General features: G+C 72.8%; 17 protein-coding genes. 8 read left to right on the top strand and 9 right to left on the bottom strand.

Going from position 1 to position 16,758, the window contains the following annotated elements:
• Positions 1-86 precede the first annotated feature (86 nt).
• From sepH to AB5J73_RS07300, 3 genes are all read right to left on the bottom strand, one after another.
• Complete coding sequence (gene sepH, locus AB5J73_RS07310) at positions 87-932, bottom strand: septation protein SepH (protein WP_370968937.1); 846 nt, start codon at positions 930-932, stop codon at positions 87-89.
• Between the two features lie 193 nt (positions 933-1,125).
• Positions 1,126-2,277, bottom strand: coding sequence for a sensor histidine kinase (locus AB5J73_RS07305; RefSeq protein ID WP_370968936.1), 1,152 nt, complete (start codon positions 2,275-2,277; stop codon positions 1,126-1,128).
• Positions 2,274-2,936 (bottom strand): response regulator transcription factor, encoded by a 663-nt coding sequence (locus AB5J73_RS07300; RefSeq protein WP_370968935.1) that lies wholly within the window; start codon positions 2,934-2,936, stop codon positions 2,274-2,276. The genes AB5J73_RS07305 and AB5J73_RS07300 overlap by 4 nt, the downstream gene beginning before the upstream one ends.
• 114 nt (positions 2,937-3,050) lie before the next feature.
• Between AB5J73_RS07300 and AB5J73_RS07295 the strand changes: the two genes are divergently transcribed.
• The 6 genes from AB5J73_RS07295 (at position 3,051) to AB5J73_RS07270 (ending at position 9,564) form a co-directional block, all read left to right on the top strand.
• The gene (locus AB5J73_RS07295) at positions 3,051-3,590 is read left to right on the top strand and encodes a hypothetical protein (RefSeq protein WP_370968934.1); all 540 of its coding nucleotides are present in this window, start codon (positions 3,051-3,053) and stop codon (positions 3,588-3,590) included.
• Complete coding sequence (locus AB5J73_RS07290) at positions 3,587-4,681, top strand: peptidoglycan-binding protein (protein ID WP_370968933.1); 1,095 nt, start codon at positions 3,587-3,589, stop codon at positions 4,679-4,681. Before AB5J73_RS07295 ends, AB5J73_RS07290 begins: the two co-directional genes overlap by 4 nt.
• Positions 4,678-5,364: an ABC transporter ATP-binding protein gene (locus tag AB5J73_RS07285; RefSeq protein ID WP_370968932.1), complete on the top strand. Its 687-nt coding sequence runs from the start codon at positions 4,678-4,680 to the stop codon at positions 5,362-5,364. Before AB5J73_RS07290 ends, AB5J73_RS07285 begins: the two co-directional genes overlap by 4 nt.
• Complete coding sequence (locus AB5J73_RS07280) at positions 5,361-6,629, top strand: ABC transporter permease (RefSeq protein ID WP_370968931.1); 1,269 nt, start codon at positions 5,361-5,363, stop codon at positions 6,627-6,629. The genes AB5J73_RS07285 and AB5J73_RS07280 overlap by 4 nt, the downstream gene beginning before the upstream one ends.
• Positions 6,630-6,765: 136 nt before the next feature.
• Positions 6,766-8,286 (top strand): amidohydrolase family protein, encoded by a 1,521-nt coding sequence (locus AB5J73_RS07275; RefSeq protein WP_370968930.1) that lies wholly within the window; start codon positions 6,766-6,768, stop codon positions 8,284-8,286.
• 75 nt (positions 8,287-8,361) lie between these two features.
• Positions 8,362-9,564 (top strand): glycosyltransferase 87 family protein, encoded by a 1,203-nt coding sequence (locus AB5J73_RS07270; RefSeq protein WP_370968929.1) that lies wholly within the window; start codon positions 8,362-8,364, stop codon positions 9,562-9,564.
• Here AB5J73_RS07270 and serC read toward each other — a convergent pair.
• Positions 9,557-10,681, bottom strand: coding sequence for a phosphoserine transaminase (serC, locus tag AB5J73_RS07265; protein WP_086856325.1), 1,125 nt, complete (start codon positions 10,679-10,681; stop codon positions 9,557-9,559). The genes AB5J73_RS07270 and serC overlap by 8 nt on opposite strands.
• Before the next feature lie 68 nt (positions 10,682-10,749).
• Between serC and AB5J73_RS07260 the strand changes: the two genes are divergently transcribed.
• Together AB5J73_RS07260 and AB5J73_RS07255 are read left to right on the top strand one after the other, a co-directional pair.
• On the top strand, positions 10,750-11,442 hold the full coding sequence (locus tag AB5J73_RS07260; RefSeq protein WP_370968928.1) for a hypothetical protein: 693 nt from the start codon (positions 10,750-10,752) through the stop codon (positions 11,440-11,442).
• Between the two features lie 11 nt (positions 11,443-11,453).
• On the top strand, positions 11,454-11,771 hold the full coding sequence (locus AB5J73_RS07255; RefSeq protein ID WP_370968927.1) for a hypothetical protein: 318 nt from the start codon (positions 11,454-11,456) through the stop codon (positions 11,769-11,771).
• A 49-nt stretch (positions 11,772-11,820) separates the two neighbouring features.
• Here the strand turns inward: AB5J73_RS07255 and AB5J73_RS07250 are convergent, their stop codons facing one another.
• The 5 genes from AB5J73_RS07250 to AB5J73_RS07230 form a co-directional block, all read right to left on the bottom strand.
• On the bottom strand, positions 11,821-13,161 hold the full coding sequence (locus AB5J73_RS07250) for a serine hydrolase domain-containing protein (RefSeq protein WP_370968926.1): 1,341 nt from the start codon (positions 13,159-13,161) through the stop codon (positions 11,821-11,823).
• A gap of 121 nt (positions 13,162-13,282) precedes the next feature.
• A complete protein-coding gene (locus tag AB5J73_RS07245; RefSeq protein WP_370968925.1) occupies positions 13,283-13,903 on the bottom strand; it encodes a response regulator in 621 nt (206 codons plus the stop codon).
• A complete protein-coding gene (locus AB5J73_RS07240; protein ID WP_370972990.1) occupies positions 13,900-15,057 on the bottom strand; it encodes a sensor histidine kinase in 1,158 nt (385 codons plus the stop codon). Before AB5J73_RS07240 ends, AB5J73_RS07245 begins: the two co-directional genes overlap by 4 nt.
• Complete coding sequence (locus tag AB5J73_RS07235; protein ID WP_370968924.1) at positions 15,054-15,863, bottom strand: ABC transporter permease; 810 nt, start codon at positions 15,861-15,863, stop codon at positions 15,054-15,056. The genes AB5J73_RS07240 and AB5J73_RS07235 overlap by 4 nt, the downstream gene beginning before the upstream one ends.
• Positions 15,860-16,699 (bottom strand): ABC transporter ATP-binding protein, encoded by an 840-nt coding sequence (locus AB5J73_RS07230; RefSeq protein WP_370968923.1) that lies wholly within the window; start codon positions 16,697-16,699, stop codon positions 15,860-15,862. The genes AB5J73_RS07235 and AB5J73_RS07230 overlap by 4 nt, the downstream gene beginning before the upstream one ends.
• Positions 16,700-16,758 lie beyond the last annotated feature (59 nt).

The raw sequence follows: 16,758 nt of genomic DNA, 5'->3' as shown, positions 1-16,758 counted from the left end.
TTCGGTGCGTCAGACGCACCGAACGCCACATTGGGTGCGCTGGACGCAACCAACGCCACATTGGGGCGCTTGGGTGACTGCCGTGCTCAGCCGCGCTGTGAGCGGACCCCGAGGAGCACGTCCTCCCAGGATGGCACGATCGGGTGGTTCTTCTTGGCCTTCGGCCGCGGCTGATTGGTGTCGGTGTCGTCCTCGGGGTCCGCCGGGACGCGCGGGATCTCGCGGGTGTCGTCGTCCGGGTCCGGCTCGGCCGAAGGCAGTTCGGCGCGCTCCGGCGGGACCGAGTCCAGCGTCGGCTGGAACTCCGCTTCGCGGGCCGGGTCCAGGGCGCGGACCGTCCGGGGCGGGCGGTACGCGTTCGGGTCGAGGAGGACTTCGGCGTTCTCGTCGAGCGCCGTGACCGTGCCGCCGTGCGCGCCGGGGGAGAACGCCCAGTGCGCGCGGTTGTCCGACCGGCCGGCCTTCCACTGGAGCACGACGACCCAGCGGCCGTCGTCACCCTTCCAGGAGTCCCAGGTGGCCTGCGAGTAGTCGTGCCCGCGGACGCCGAAGCCGTACGCGACGACCTCGCCGAGCGTCTGCACGTCGGGCCCGTCTTCGCGGACGGGGTGGGCGCTCTGCGCCAGTTCGGCGGTGCGCGAACGCTCCAGCAGGACGGGGTAGGCGAAGCGTTCGACGCGCTGCACCGAGATCCCGGCGCCGCTCGCGACCTGCTCGACTGACTCGCCGGCGCGGATTCGCGCCTGGATCTCGCGTGGCCGCATCTGGCTCTCCAACTCGATTTCGATCTGGCCGAGGCGGGTGATGTCCCCCCGCGCCGCCGCACGCAGTCGCTCATCAGCCGGGAGCAGGAAGCGAGTGCGGCTCGCCGGGTCTTCGAGCACGATGGACTTGCCGTCCTCGTGCAGCCCGACCACTCGCAGCGCCCGCATTGTTCTCGCCTCCCCGAATCTTCTTCACCGTTGTGGGTGCCCACGTTAGAACGGCGCGTCGACTTGACGTGCGAGGCGCGCCGAGTCCGTGCCGAACTGCCCACTGTTCATTTAGCGACCTTCCCATCATGGGTCACCCAGGTCAGCGGCTGCTGTGTGACACGCCGGACACGGTAAGTCACGATCGAGTGGATCAAGACGGCGGCAGCCGCACCGTCACGGTGAGGCCGCCGCGCCGGCCGGGCTGGGCCTCCGCGTAACCCCCGTGCGCCTGGGCCACCGAGCGCACGATCGACAGCCCGAGCCCCGCGTTGCGCGTGTCGCCGGTCCGCTCCGCGCCGCCCACCCGGCGGAACGGCTCGAACAACGCCGGCACGGCCTCGGGCGGTACCACCGGGCCCGAGTTGCGCACCTCCAGGGCCGGGTCCCCGCGGACCTCGACGTACACCCAGCCGCCCGAGGCGTTGTACGTGATCGCGTTGACCACCAGGTTCGTCACCAGGCGCTCCAGCAGGACCGGGTCGCCCGCCACCACCCGCGGCCGCAGGCGCGTCTCGACCGTCACCCCGGCCTCGGCCGCCGAAGCGGCCGTCGCCCGGACCACCGAAGCGACCACGGCGTCCAGCCGGACCGGCGTGCGCGCGTGCAGGCCGCGGTCGCTGCGCGCGAGGACCAGGAGGCCCTCGATCATCCGCTCGCTGCGCTCGTTCGTGTGGAGCAGGTGGGTGCCGAGCTTCCGCAGCTCCGGCGTCACTTCCGGGTCGGCCATCGCCACTTCGATCAGCGTTCGCTGCACGGCCAGCGGCGTCCGCAGTTCGTGCGACGCGTTCGCGACGAACCGCTTCTGGCTGTCGAACGATTCCGCGAGCCGGTCGAGCATGCCGTCGAACGTGTCCGCCAGTTCCTTCAGCTCGTCGGGCGGGCCCTCGAGGTTGATGCGGCGGTCGAGCTTGCCCGCCTCCAGCCGCCGGGCCGTCGAGGTGATGTCGTGCAGGGGCCGCAGCGCGCGGCCGGCCATCAGCCAGCCGAACAGCACCGCCGGCCCGGCCGTCGCCACCAGCGCGATCGCCGAGCCGACGAGCAACGTGGACAGCGTCGAGGAGCGGTACTCGTCGAGCGAGCCGCTGAGCAGCCGCACGGCGACGCCTTCGGACGGCAGGGGCGTGCCGGCCGCGATGCCGTAGGTGGCGTCGGCCGAGCCGATCGTCGTCGACGCGACCCGGGCCGGGTCCGGCAGCGTGCTCTGCACCAAGAGGTAGTTGATGACGACGAGGACCAGCCCGGCCAGCAGGAACAGCCCGCCGTACCAGGCGGTGAGCTTGGTCCGGACCGAAAGGGCGTTCACCGGGTGCCGAACCGGTAGCCCGCGCCGGGCACGGTCTCGATCACCGGCGGGTCGCCGAGCTTGCGCCGCAACGTCATCACCGCGACGCGGACCGCGTTCGTGAACGGGTCCGCGTGCTCGTCCCACGCCTTGTCCAGCAGGTCCTCGGCGCTGACCACCGTGCCTTCCGCCCGCATCAGGACCTCGAGCACGGCGAACTCCTTCGGCGAGAGCAGCAGGAACCGGCCGTCGCGGGCGGCCTGGTGGCGGGGCAGGTCGAGGACGACGCCGCCGCGTTCCAGCACCGGTGGCAGCGCCGGCCGCGCGCGCCGCGACAGCGCCTGGACGCGGGCGACCAGCTCGGCGAACGCGAACGGCTTCGTCAGGTAGTCGTCGGCGCCGAGGCCCAGCCCGGCCACCCGGTCGGTGACGTCGGCGGCCGCGGTCAGCATCAGCACCCGCGCCTCGCCGCCGGCCCGGACCACGGCGGCGCAGACGTCGTCGCCGTGCACCACCGGCAGGTCGCGGTCGAGCACCACGACGTCGTAGCCGTGCACGCCGACCCGTTCCAGGGCCTGCGCGCCGTCGTAGCAGACGTCGACGGCCATCGAAAACCGCCGCAGCCCCTCCGCGACCGAGTCGGCCAAGAGCCGCTCGTCCTCCACCACCAGCACCCGCACCGGCCCAGTCTGCGCAGGGAGGCCATAAGGACCGCATAAGCGACGTCGCTTAGCGCGCCCGAATCCCCCGATCCGTAGACCTGGCACCCGACCGACAACGAAAGGAGCGAGCCGATGCGGACACGGATCGTCGTCGCGGCGATCGGGGCGGCGCTGCTGCTCGCGGGCTGCGGCGGCCAGGGGGACGACGGGTCGAAGGTGGCTTCGATCTCGACGCCGCCGAAGTCGGGCGGGCCCACGGCGGCCGACAACAGCGGCAAGAGCGACGAAGACAAGATGCGCGACTTCGCCAAGTGCATGCGCGAGCACGGCGTCGACATGCCCGACCCCAAGCCGGCCGGCGACGGCGGCGGCATGGCGATCACCCTGGGCGGCGACGGCGCCGACGTCTCGAAGATCGAAGCCGCGCAGAAGGCGTGCCGGCACCTCATGCCCAACGGCGGCGAGATGAAGCCGCCGAGCGCCGAGGAGCTGGACAAGATGCGCAAGGACGCCAAGTGCATGCGCGACCACGGCATCGACATGCCCGACCCGGACCCGAGCGGCAAGGGGACGGCGCGGATCGGCGGGCCGGGCGACGACCCGAAGAAGTTCGAAGAGGCCGCGAAGGCGTGCGGGCTCGGCATGAGCGTGAAGGCGGCACCGGCGGGATGACCCACGTGACCGAACTCAAGCCGCGTCGTCGCGGCCGGACCCGCTGGTTCGTCGCGGCCGCGGTCCTCGTCGTCGTGCTGGGCACCGGCTCCGTCGTGGTCCTGACCCGGGTGTCGAGCGCGACGCCGGTCAAGGAGGCCGCGCCGCCGCCGGTGGAGACCGCCGAGGTCGTCAAGACCGACCTCAGTGAAGAGGAGGAAGCCGACGGCACCCTCGGCTACGGCGACGAGGAGACCGTCCAGGGCCGCAAGCCCGGCACGATCACGTCGCTGCCCGCGGCCGGCGCCAAGATCACCCGCTGCCAGGCGGTGTACGGAGTGGACGCCAAGCCGGTGCCGCTGTTCTACGGCACGCTCCCGTTCTACCGCGACCTCGCCGCCGGCGCGGAGGACGGCGCCGACGTCAAGCAGCTGGAGGAGAACCTCAAGGCGTGCGGCTTCGGCGGCTTCGGCACGCCGGACAAGAAGTTCACCTCGGCGACGGCGGCCGCGCTGAAGAAGTGGCAGAAGTCCCTCGGCCTCGAGCAGACCGGCGCGTTCGGCCAGGGCGACGTCGTGCTCGCGGCGGGCGAGGTCCGGGTGTCGTCGCTCGCCGCCAAGCCCGGCTCGCCGGCCCAGGGCGAGGTGCTCAAGACGACCGGGACCGTCCGGTCGGTGCAGGTGAAGCTCGAGGCGGCCAAGCAGGACCTCGCCCAGCAGGGCGCGAAGGCGTCCGTGACGATCAACGGCAAGACGACACCGGGGACGATCACCGACGTCGGCCGGTCCGCCGTCGAGGGCAAGGACGCGGCGGGCAACAACGACGGCAAGCCCACGATCACCGTGGCCGTCCGGCTCGACGATCCGGCCGCGGGCGGCACGCTCGACTCGTCGCCGGCGAGCGTCCGGTTCACCAAGGACGTCCACCGGGGCGTGCTGGCGGTCCCGGTCGGCGCGCTGCTCGCGCTCGCCGAAGGCGGGTACGCGGTCGAGGTCGACGAGAACGGGAAGCGCCGGCTGGTGGCTGTCCAAACCGGACTGTTCAGCGGTGGCAAGGTCGAGGTCACCGGCGACGGCCTGACCGCGGGCCTGCGGGTGGTGACGACGTCGTGACACCCGTGCTGCGCTTGCACGAGGTCACGCGCACCTACCCCGGCGGCGTCGCCGCGCTCGACGGCGTCTCGCTGTCGCTCGAGGACGGCGAAATGGTCGCGATCGTCGGCCCGTCCGGGTCCGGCAAGTCGACGCTGCTGCACCTGATGGGCACTCTCGACCGGCCGTCGTCGGGGCGGATCGAGCTGCACGGCCACGACGTCGCCGCGCTGCCGGACCGCAAGGTCTCCGCGCTGCGGTCGCGCTGGATCGGGTTCGTGTTCCAGCAGTTCTTCCTCGACGAAGGGATGAGTGCGGTGGACAACGTGTGCACCGGCCTGCTCTACGCCGGGGTGCCGCGACGGCGGCGGCGCGAGCGGGCGCTGGTCGCGCTCGACCGCGTCAAGCTGGGGCACCGGGCGTGGCACCGGCCCGGCGAGCTGTCGGGCGGGGAACGCCAGCGCGTCGCGATCGCGCGGGCGGTGGTCAACGAGCCGTCGATCCTGCTGGCCGACGAGCCGACCGGCAACCTCGACACCGGCACCGGCGCGTCCGTGCTGGCGCTGCTGGGGGAGCTGTCGGCGGAGGGCACCACGATCGTCGTGATCACCCACGACCGGGAGATCGCCGCCGGCATGCCGCGCCGGATCGAGCTGCTCGACGGGCACCTGCGGCTGGACACCGGCCTGGTGGGTGCGCGATGACGCTGGTGACGCTGCCGGAACCGGCCCGGCTCAAGACGCCGGACGTCGTGGCGCTCGGGGCGCACGGCATGCGCACGCGGCCGGTGCGCGCGGTGCTTTCCGCGCTGGGCATCGCGATCGGCGTCGCCGCGATGGTCGCGGTGCTGGCGATCCCGGCGTCCGGCGCGCAGGCGCTGCACGACCGGCTGGCCGCGCTCGGCACGAACCTGCTCACCGCCGGGCCGGGGCAGACGCTGTTCGGGGACACCGCGACGCTGCCGGACGACGCCGTCCCGATGGCCAAGCGGATCGGCCCGGTGCAGGCGGTCAGCGGCACCGGGACGACGTCGGCGAACGTGCGGCGCAGCGACAAGATCGCGCCGAACGACTCCTCCGGGCTGGCCGTGTACGCGGCGCGGCCGGACCTGCTGGCCGTGCTCGGCGGCAAGGTCCGCGTGGGCGCGTTCCTGGCAGCGGCCAACCAGGACTACCCGGTGGTGGTGCTCGGCTCCCAGGCCGCGGCCCGGCTCGGCATCGACCACTGTGGCATCCGGGGCTCCGCCCCAGGCCGGGGACTCCGCCACCCGGAGCCCCCGAACGACAGCTGTGACCCGGCCCGCCCGCCGCAGGTGCTGATCGGGACGCAGTGGTTCACCGTGGCCGGGATACTGGCGCCGATGCCGCTGGCACCGGAGATCGAGCGGTCGGCGCTGGTCGGCTGGGACGTCGCGAAGCGGCTGCTCGGCTTCGACGGCCACCCGTCCACGGTGTACGTCCGCGCCGAAGAGTCCCAAGTGGACAGTGTGCGGTCGGTGCTGGCGGCGACGCTGAACCCGCAGGCGCCCAACGAGGTCGAGGTGCGCCGCCCGTCGGACGCGCTCGCCGCGCAGAAGCTCACGGACACGACGTACAGCGCGCTGTTCCTCGGGCTCGGCGGGGTCGCGCTGCTCGTCGGCGGCGTCGGGGTGGCGAACACGATGGTGATCTCGGTGCTGGAGCGGCGCCGCGAGATCGGTCTCCGCCGCGCGCTCGGCGCGACGAAGCGGCAGGTCCGCGGGCAGTTCCTGGCCGAGTCGGTGCTGCTGTCCGGGCTGGGCGGCCTGGCGGGGGTGCTGGCCGGGGTGCTGGTGACGGCGGGGTACGCGCTGAGCCAGGGGTGGCCGGCGGTGCTGCCGGTGGGGGCACTGGCCGGTGGGGTCGGGGTCGCGGCGCTGGTGGGGGCCGTGGCGGGGGCGTACCCGGCGGTGCGGGCGGCCCGGCTGCCGCCCACGCAGGCGCTGGCCTGACCCGGGGTGCGGTGACACGGATGCCGGGTGGCGGGTTACACGCTGCCCGGCATTCAGCACGTTGGAAGATTTCGCGCTCGATCGCGCCCGCGTTGAATGGGCACCGGGGTCGTGATCGAAGGGGCGGGTGGGCTTGGTGCGAGTCGAGGCGAACCGGCGGGACTTCCTGCGGTGGCTGGCCACGGCGGGCGCGGGGCTGGCCGCCGCCGGGATCGCACCCGCGGTGTTCGCGCGGGAGGCCGCCGCGGCCGGTACCGACGTCGTCGTGGTGAGCGGGGCGACCGTCGTCGACGGCACCGACGGGCCCGCCCGGCCGAACTCCGCGGTCGTGCTGGTCGGGGACCGGATCGCCTGGGTCGGGCCGGCCGCCGAAGTGCCGCTTCGCGGGTCCGCCCGGGTGATCGACGGCCGTGGCCGCTTCCTCGTGCCCGGGCTCTGGGACATGCACGCCCACGGCATCGAGATGGAAGGGGTGTGGCCGCCGCTGTTCCTGGCCAACGGCGTCACCGGGATCCGGGAGATGCAGGGCTACGCCGAGAACCGCGCCACCCGCGACAAGATCGTCCGCGGCGAGCTGCTCGGCCCGCGGGTCGTGCTGGCCAGCGCGATCATCGACGGGCCGGTCTCCCTGCTCGGCCCGCCGATCACCCAGGTCGCGAACGCCGAGGAGGCGCGCGCGGCGGTCCGGACCGCCGCGGCCCAGGGCGCGGACTTCGTCAAGGTGTACTTCTACCTGCCCCGGGAGTGCTTCACCGCGATCGCCGACGAGTGCGACCGGCTCGGCCTCACCTTCGCCGGGCACTGGCCGTACCGGATGGGGCAGCTGGAAGCCGCCCGCTACGGACAGCGCAGCTTCGAGCACTCCTTCGGGCTGCCGATCGCGACCTCGGGCCGCCGCGACGAGTTCTTCGCCCGTCTCGACGCCAAGCCGTTCGACCCGAAGGCCCCGCGCGACTTCTTCAACCTCGCCCGCGAACTCGACCGGCAGGCCGCCCAGGCCTACGACCCGGTCACGGCCGAGCGCCACTTCGCCGGGCTGAAGGCGCTCGGCAGCCGGCTGACCCCGACGTTCGCGGTCAACCGCGTCATTTCGAAGCCCGCCGACACCTACGCGCACGACCCGCGGCTCAAGTACGTCTCGCAGGAGATCCGCGACTACTGGGCCGACCGGCTCACGCTCTTCACGCCGGTCACGCCGGAGCAGATCGCCCAGCAGGAGGAGTACTTCCAGGCGCAGCTGCGGCTCACCGGGGAGGCGTACCGCGCCGGCGTCGGGCTGCTCGGCGGGACCGACTGCCAGAACCCGTACGTCTTCCCCGGCTTCAGCCTGCACGACGAGCTGGACTTCCTGGTCGAGGCCGGGCTCACGCCGAGGCGGGCGCTGCAGACCGTGACCCGCGACGCGGCCGCGTTCCTCGGCCGGGCGGACACCATGGGGACGATCAGCCCCGGCAAGGCCGCCGACCTGGTGCTGCTGGACGCCGACCCGCTCGCCGACATCCGCGCGGTCCGGCGGATCGACACCGTCGTCACCGCGGGCCGCGTGCTCGACCGGGCCAGGCGGGCCCGGATGTTCGCCGACGCCGAGGCCGCGGCGAGCCGCCCGGCCGCGGCGAACGCCAGGTCAGTGCGGTTGCCGGTGCGCGGCTGCTGCTGAGCGCCCGGTAATCTCGGCCGGTCGGAGACCTGGTTCGAGGGGGACGCGGTGGCTGGGTGGTCGGGTCGAAGGCTGGTGGTGGCGCTCGCGGCGCTCGAGGTCGCCGCGGTCGTCCTGGTCCTCGTCCTGAAGCGGTTCGACGGCCTGGACCTGGAGGTCTACCTGGGCGGCGCCAAGGCGCTCGCGCAGCAGGGTTCGCCGTACGACGCCTGGGTGCCGACCACGCACCAGATCCTGCTGCCGTTCACGTACACGCCGTTCGCCGCGGCGGTGTTCCTGCCCGGCACGCTGCTGCCGTTCGCGGTGACGATGAAGCTGGTCAGCATCGCGTCGATCCTCGCGACCGGCGTCGTCGCCTACCTGTACGTCGCGACGCTCAACGGTTCGCTCACCGACGCGTCGAAGGTCACCGGCCGGGCCGTGGCCGCGCTCGTCGCGATCGGCGCGCAGCTCGCCGGCGCCCTGCTGGAGCCGGTGCGCTCGACGCTCGGCTTCGGGCAGATCAACGCGCTGCTCATGGTGCTGGTGGTGCTCGACGTGCTGCTGCCCGGCGAGCGGAAGCGGACGAAGGGCCTGCTGATCGGCGTGGCCGCGGCGATCAAGCTGACCCCGGCCGTGTTCGTCGTCTACTTCCTGTTCCGCCGCGACTTCAAGGCGGCCGCGCGGGTGGTCGTCGGCTTCCTGGCCGCCGGGGCGCTGCTGTGGCTGGTCCGCCCGTCGGCGTCCTTCACGTACTGGACGAAGCTCGTCTTCGACGCGGGCCGCATCGGCGGCGTGGACTACGTCGGGAACCAGTCGCTGCACGGCCTGACCGTGCGCGCCGGCCTGCCGGAGTTCGTGTGGGTGCTGGCCGCACTGGCCGTGATGGCACTGGTCGCGGTGATCATCGTGCGCGCCGCCGAGCCGGTGCTCGGGCTCACCGCCTGTGCGCTCGGCGGGCTGCTGGTCTCGCCGATCTCGTGGACCCACCACTGGACGTGGTGCGTGCCGGTCCTCGTCCTCGCCGGGTGGTACGCGTGGCGCTGCGACCGGGCGGTCCGGTGGGTGGCGGTGGGGGTCGTCGTCGCGGGACTGGCGTTGTTCATCGTCGGACCGATGTGGTTCGCCCCGCGCCCGGCCCCGTCGCCCGGCTGGTGGCTGGCGACGGAGTCCTACGAGCTGTACGGGCTCGCGCTGCTGGCTCTCGCCGCGTTCGGCGCCCGCCGCCTGACCTCGAAGAAAGGGACCCCCACCGCCGAAGCGGCGAAGGTCCCTTCCGCGGAGTCCCGGGTCAGCTGAGCCGCTCGACCACGTACTCGATGCTCTGCGTGAGCTTCGTGATGTCGTCCGGGTCGATGGCCGGGAACAGGCCGACGCGCAGCTGGTTGCGGCCCAGCTTGCGGTACGGCTCGGTGTCGACGATCCCGTTGGCGCGCAGCACCTTCGCCACCGCGGCGGCGTCGACGTCGTCGCTGAAGTCGACCGTGCCGACGACCTGCGAGCGCAGGTCCGCGTCCTTCACGAACGGCGTGGTGTAGCTCGTCTTCTCGGCCCACTCGTACAGCCGCGACGACGAGTCCTTCGTGCGCGAAGTCGTCCACTCGAGGCCGCCCTGGCCGTTCATCCACTCGATCTGCTCGGCGAGCAGGAACAGCGTGGCCACGGCCGGGGTGTTGTACGTCTGGTCCTTGCGGGAGTTGTCCAGCGCGGTGGTCAGCGACAGGAACTCGGGGATCCAGCGGTCGCCGCCGCCGATCTCGCCGATCCGCTCGACCGCGGCCGGGGAGGCCAGCGCGATCCACAGCCCGCCGTCCGCGGCGAACGACTTCTGCGGCGCGAAGTAGTAGACGTCGAAGTCCTCGGCCTTGACCGGGAGGCCGCCGGCGCCGGAGGTGGCGTCGATCGCGACGAGCGCGCCCTCGCTGCCCTCGGGGCGGCGGACCGGCACGGCCACACCGGTGGACGTCTCGTTGTGCGCCCAGCCGACGAGGTCCGCACCGGCTTCGTAGGCGATGTCCGGCGCGCTGCCCGGCTCGGCCTTGACGACGATCGGGTCGGCCAGGAACGGCGCGCCCTTGGTCACGGTGGCGAACTTCGAGGAGAACTCGCCGTAGGTGAAGTGCTGCGCGCGCTCGCGGACCAGGCCGAAGGCGGCCGCGTCCCAGAACGCGGTGGTGCCGCCGTTGCCGAGGATCACTTCGTAGCCCTCGGGCAGCGAGAAGAGCTCGGACAGGCCGGCCCGGACGCGCCCGACGAGGGACTTGACCGGCTTCTGCCGGTGCGACGTGCCGAGGTAGGTGGAGCCGGACTCCGCCAGTGCGCTCAGCTGCTCGGCGCGGACCTTCGACGGTCCGCAGCCGAAGCGGCCGTCGGCCGGCTTGAGGTCTGCGGGGATGGTCAACTCAGCGTCGGTCATGTGGCCAGTCTCTCAGGTCGGGATCGGGCTGCTAACAGAGGTGGCCGGGTGTCCGACATGTGGAATCGATGAAGCCTCGTTGGTACTTTTTCGCCTGGTTCGCGGTGGTGGCCGCGGTGCACCTCCTCGTCGAGGGCTGGACCGACACCACCGCCATCGGCCTGCCGGTCGGCTTCGCGGCGACGCTGGCGCTGGTCTTCGTCCCCCGGCTGCCGTGGTGGGTGACCGGCGAGGACCGCCCGGTCCGCGATCGCCGCGTCCGGCTGAGGCGGCGCTCCCGGGTGCGGTGGCGGCTCCGGGCCCGGACCGCGACGCTCTGGACGGCCGCCGCCCTCGCCGTGGCCGCCGAGGTGGCGGCCATCGTCCTCGACGGCGGCTGGCTGCCGGTGCTCGTCCCGGTGCCGAGCCTGCTGGTCGTGCTGGGCCTGGCGGGGTGGCGCTCCGACCTCGCCGAGATCGCGCGGTGCCTGGACGGCCGCCGGTCGCCGGTGGCCGCCGCCGCGTTCGACGTGCGGCCCGGGGAGCCGGTCGACGGCTGGGCCGTGCTGCCCGATGGCCGGCGGATCAAGTTCCACCTGGACGCGGCCCCCGCCGACGTCGCCGCCGAGCTGGCCGGCCGCCGCCGGCTGTGGCTGGCCGGGTGGCCTTCGGAGCACCTCGTCATCGGCCTCCCGGACGGCGACCACTACGCCGTCGGCGAGTTCGGCGTCCACCGCCGTGACCGGAAAAACACGGTGCCCGGCGCTCGCGCGGCCCGGTAGGTTGGCCCGCCATGACGACAGTGCAGCAGAGTTTCCCGGTGCCGCCCGAGGTGCTGTGGAACGCGCTCCCCGCCGGGGTCACGGCGATCGGCGGGCAGGGCCCGTTCTACGACGCCCAGCGCGGGTACGTCACCTGCCGCACCGGGATGACCTTCTTCAGCTGGGGCCAGGTCGTCACCGCGACGGTTTCGCCGTCGGCGGCCGGGTCCACGATCACCGTCCAGACCCAGTTGAAGTTCGGCCTGTTCGACTGGGGCGAAGGCAAGCGCCTCGCCACCCGGTTCGCCGCCTCCGTCGCCTACGCGGCGGGCACGGCCGCGCTGACCTGAGGGCCCCGCTCACCACCGCCCTGGGGGTGTGAGCGGGGCCCGGCTCCCCTCAGCGCCAGTCCTCGACGCCGCCCGGGACCGGCGCGGCCGGGTCGTACGGCGTGCGCGTGAAGACGAACGTCGCCAGGTCGAGGTGGGTGGCCACGCCGTCGGCGTTGCGGCCCACCTCGAGCGTCTCGCCGGAGTAGTAGCCGTCGAGGCCGACGTAGGTGTCCTTCCCGGTCACGCGGAAGCGCGAGCTGCGCCCGGCGCCCTCGACCGGCGCCAGCAGGAGCTGCCCTTCGCCCTGGACGCGCAGGTGGTACGGCGTCGGGCCCCAGTGCCAGAGCCCGGTCAGCGCCAGCAGCTCCGGGTCGACGGGAGCGGGCTCCCATTCGAGGGGCAAGCGTGGTTCCCGCTCGTCGGTCGTCGTGATCAGGTCCAGGCAGAGCTGGGTGATGCCGACGCCGGACGTCGAGTTCGTGAGCACCAGCGCGCCGGTCTGCGCGACCGGGTCGACCAGCGTGACGGCGAGGAAGCCGGGCATCGAGCCGGTGTGCCCGGCCAGCCGGCGGCCGCCGTAGCGCACGAGCATCAGGCCGAGCCCGAAGCCGGTCGTCCACACGTCGGTGTCGTCGACGGTGACCATGGTCCGCATTTCCTCGATGGTCTCCGGCGCCAGGACCCCGCCGCCGTGGCCGCCGAGGAACGCCGTCCAGCGGCCGAGGTCCCGCGCGGTCGACCACAGCTGCCCGGCGGGCGCCATCGCGCCGGCGTCCGGGCTCGGCTCGGGCAGCAGGACGTCGGCGAAGGGGTGCACGGCGAAGCCGTCGGCGTGCTCGCCGGTCGGGTGCGGGGTGGTGCGGGTCATCCCGAGCGGGCCGAGGACCTCCTCGTCGAGCACGGAGAGCCAGCCCTTGCCGCGGAGGCGCGAGACGAGCTCGCCGAGCACGCCGTAGCCGACGTTCGAGTAGTGGAACTTCGCGCCCGGCCGGTGCTTGGTCGCGCCCTCGGCGAGGCTCCCGACGAGGGCGTCCCAGTCGGCGCCCGGGGTCCGCTCCCACCACAGGCCCGGCGATTCGGACGTCAGGCCGGAGGTGTGGGACAGCAGCTGGGCGACGGTGGCGGCGCCGAACGGCGTGCCGGGGACGTGCTTTTCGAGCGGGTCGTTGAGGTCGAGGAGGCCTTCGTCGCGCAGCCGCATGACGGCGGTGGCCACGATGGTCTTGGTGATCGAGCCCAGCCGGTACTGGGTGTCGGTGCCGGGCCGCGCGTCCCCGACGCGCCCCCGGCCACCGGACCAGACGATTTCGCCGTCCCGCACCACGGCGGCGACCAGCGACGGCGCCCGGCAGGCGGCCTGCTCGTGGGCGATCCGGCGGAGCAGGGCGTGTTCGGTCGACTCAAGCATGAAGGCATTCTGCCGCGCGGCGGCGGGAGAAGCAGGTCCCGGGCCGCGCTGAAGGGGACGTTCAGTGCATGTGATGAGCTGAAGGGGACTTTCGTCGCATCAGATGCCGGCAACGTCCCCTTCAGCCGAGCAGGTTCCTCGCCATCGCCGTCGTCACCGCGGCCGTGCGGTCCGAGACGCCCAGCTTGCCGAAGACCCGGAGGAGGTGCGTTTTCACCGTCGCTTCGCTGATGTGCAGCGCGCGGCCGATGTCGGCGTTCGTGCCGCCCTTCGCGACCAGCCGCAGCACCTCCACCTCGCGCGCCGAAAGCGGTTGCGGCTCCGGGTTGCGGACCCGGTTCACCAGCTTGCCCGCCACCGACGGCGCCAGCACCGTCTCGCCGCGGGCCGCCGCGCGGATCGCGTTCGCCAGTTCCGTGCGGGACGCGTCCTTCAGCAGGTAGCCGGACGCGCCGGCCTCGACCGCGCGCAGGATGTCGGCGTCCGTTTCGTACGTCGTGAGCACGACGACCCGGCGGGTGGGCCGGTCACGCAGGATCCGCTTGGTGGCGCCGACACCGTCGAGGCCGGGCATCCGCAGGTCCATCAGCACGACGTCGGGTTCGGCGACGCGGTCGAGCGCGACGGCTTCGTCGCCGGAGCCCGCTTCGCCGACCACCGTCAGGTCGGGTTCGGCTTCGAGCATGCCGCGGAGACCTTCGCGGACGACCGGGTGGTCGTCGACCAGCAGGACGCGGATCAAGCGGGCACCTCCAAGTTGAGTTCGGTGCCGCTGGGGCCGCTCCGGACGCTCAGTCTGCCACCGACCTGCTCGGCGCGGGACCGCATGCCCCGCAGCCCGAACCCGTCGGCGCGGTCCGGGGCGAAGCCGGCGCCGTCGTCGCGGACGGACAGCCGGACCGAATCGTCCACAACGGACAGGGTGACCGAAACCGCCGACGCGGCCGCGTGCCGCCGGACGTTGTTCAGCGCCTCCTGCGCGCCCCGCAGCAGGACGACTTCACCGGCCATGGGCAGCGCCGGCAGCGCACCGTCCACTTCGTACCGCACGGTGAGGCCCGTCTCGTCCGCCAGCCGGTCGGCCTGCCGCCGGACGGCGTCGACGAGCGAGCCGGCGGTCAGGTCGGCCGGGGCCAGCGCGGCGACCATCGCGCGGGCCTCGGTGAGGTTGTCGCGCGCGGTCCGGGCGGCCAGTTCGGCGTGCCGCCGCGCCGCGGCCGGGTCGGCGTCCACTTCGGACTCGATGGCCTGGGCGAGGGTGACGATGCTGGTGAACCCCTGCGCGAGCGTGTCGTGGATCTCCCGCGCAAGGCGTTCGCGTTCGGCCGCGGTGCCCGCTTCCCGGGAGAGGCGGGCGACTTCGGCCTGGCTCGCTTCGAGCCGGGCGATCAGGTCCGCCCGCGCCCGGCTCTCCTCGATGACGTGCAGGATGAACTTGCCGGACAGGATCCCGAAGACGATCAGGATCGCGGTCATCGGCAGCAGGATGTGCAGCGTCGGCCCGGCCAGCCCGTCGTTGAGGACCGCCGACGCCGGGCTCAGCAGGATCGCGATCGTCGTCAGCACCGCGGCCGGCCGGAACTCGAGCGTCGAGAACAGCAGCGGGCACACCATGAACAGGATGAAGCTGGTCGTCGTGTTGGCGAACATCGCGACCGCGACCAGCGCCAGGACCACGAGCGCCAGCGTCCACCGCTGCGGCAGGTGCCCCTCGTCGCGCACGACCCGGCGGCCCCACAGCAGGTAGGTCAGCGCGAGCGCGGTGAGCGCCCCGACCGCGACGGCGGTGCGCACCGGATCGGCTTCGTCCAGCACCACCAGCACCGTCGTGGCCAGGTACGCCACCGCGAAGAGGATCTCCCAGAGCCAGTTGAACCGGTCCCAGGCGTCCTTCACTTCGCGTCGGTCCACCGGAACGTCAGCCGCGCCAGCACCGCGCCCACCACGCACCAGATCCCCAGCACCAGCGCCACCCGCGGGAGCTCCCATGACCCAGCCATCTCCATCCGCACCGCGGCGTCCGGCAGGAACACCGACCGGAAGCCCTGGCAAATCCACTTCAGGGGGAAGAACGAAGCGACGTCCACCATAACTTTCGGCAGGTTGGTGATCGGCGAGACGAACACCCCCGAGATGAACTGCAGCACCAAGTACAGCATCTGCACGATGGCGACCGCGCCGTTGGTGGACTTGGCGAGCGCGCTGATCGCGATCCCGAGCAGCGTGCAGGAGACGATGCCGAGCGCGAACACCCACAGCAGCGTCAGCCACTTCGCCGGGTCGGACGGCAGTTCGAGCCCGAAGAGCAGCACCGCGACGCCGGCCATCAGCACGGTCTGGGCCAGGCTGGACACCGCGACCAGCACCATCTTGCCGATGAAGTAGGACGCCGGCGGCATCGGCGTGCCGCGCAGGCGTTTGAGGGCCCCGGATTCGCGGTCGCCGGAGACGCCGGTCGCGATGCTGTTGAACGACGTCGAGACGATGCCGGAGCCGATCATCCCGGCCGCGAGCAGCTGCCCGGAGGTGACGCCCTCGAGCGCGGTCGGACCGTCCAGGATGGACCCGAGCAGGATCATCAGCACCGCGGGCAGGGAGAAGGTGAAGACCACCTGTTCCTTGTGCCGGAAGAACTGCCGCAGCTCGGTGCCGCCGCGGGCCAGCCCCAGTGAAAGCGCGCCGGGTAGGGCGAGGGTGGTCATGCTTTGTCTCCGATCAGGTCCAGGTAGATGTCCTCCAGGCTCGGCCTGGTCACGGTCAGGTTCGCGAGCTCCCTACCCCCCGCGGAGAGCTCGGTGACGAGTTTGGTCGGGTACGCCGTGCGCTCGACGTGCTCGCCGCGTTCGTCCACCCACCGCACGGTGGCCTCGGCGACGGCCCGGCCGCCGAGGTTGCGCGGGGTGTCCTGCGCGACGATCTCGCCGCGCGCGATCACGGCGACGCGGTCGGCGAGCGCCTCGGCCTCGTCGAGGTAGTGGGTGGTGAGCAGGATCGTGGTGCCCTCGTCGGCGAGGTCGCCGATGAGCGTCCAGAACTGCCGTCGCGCCTCGGGGTCGAAGCCGGTGGTCGGCTCGTCGAGGAAGAGCAGTTCGGGCCGTCCGATGATGCCGAGCGCGACGTCGACGCGGCGCCGCTGCCCGCCCGAGAGCGACTTCACGCGGGTCCCGGCCTTCGCGGTGAGCCCGACCTTGTCGATGACTTCGTCCGGGTCGCGCGGGTCGGGGTAGTACTTCGCGAAGTGCCGCACGGTCTCCGCGACGCTCAGCTCGGCGGCGTCGTTGGCGGTCTGCAGGACGATGCCGATCCGCGACCGCCACGCGCGGCCGGCCTTGCCGGGGTCCTCCCCGAGCACGGTGACGTCACCGGCGGTGCGCTGGCGGTGGCCCTCCAGGATCTCGACGGTCGTGGTCTTCCCGGCGCCGTTCGGGCCGAGCAGGGCGAACACCTCGCCCCGGGCGATGTCCAGGTCCAGCCCGGCCACGGCCAGGTGACCGGGGTACTGCTTGCGCAGGCCGCGCACGCTCACTGCTGTGGTCATGGCTCAAGCCTGGCCGCTCGCGGCCTCGATCGTGAGCAACGCTCAGCTGAATCCGGCTG

Source organism: Amycolatopsis sp. cg9, assembly GCF_041346945.1.
In the GTDB taxonomy this organism is placed as follows: Bacteria; Actinomycetota; Actinomycetes; order Mycobacteriales; family Pseudonocardiaceae; genus Amycolatopsis.
Note: the sequence above shows the minus strand (reverse complement) of the source record. Positions and strands in the feature narration are given on the sequence as shown.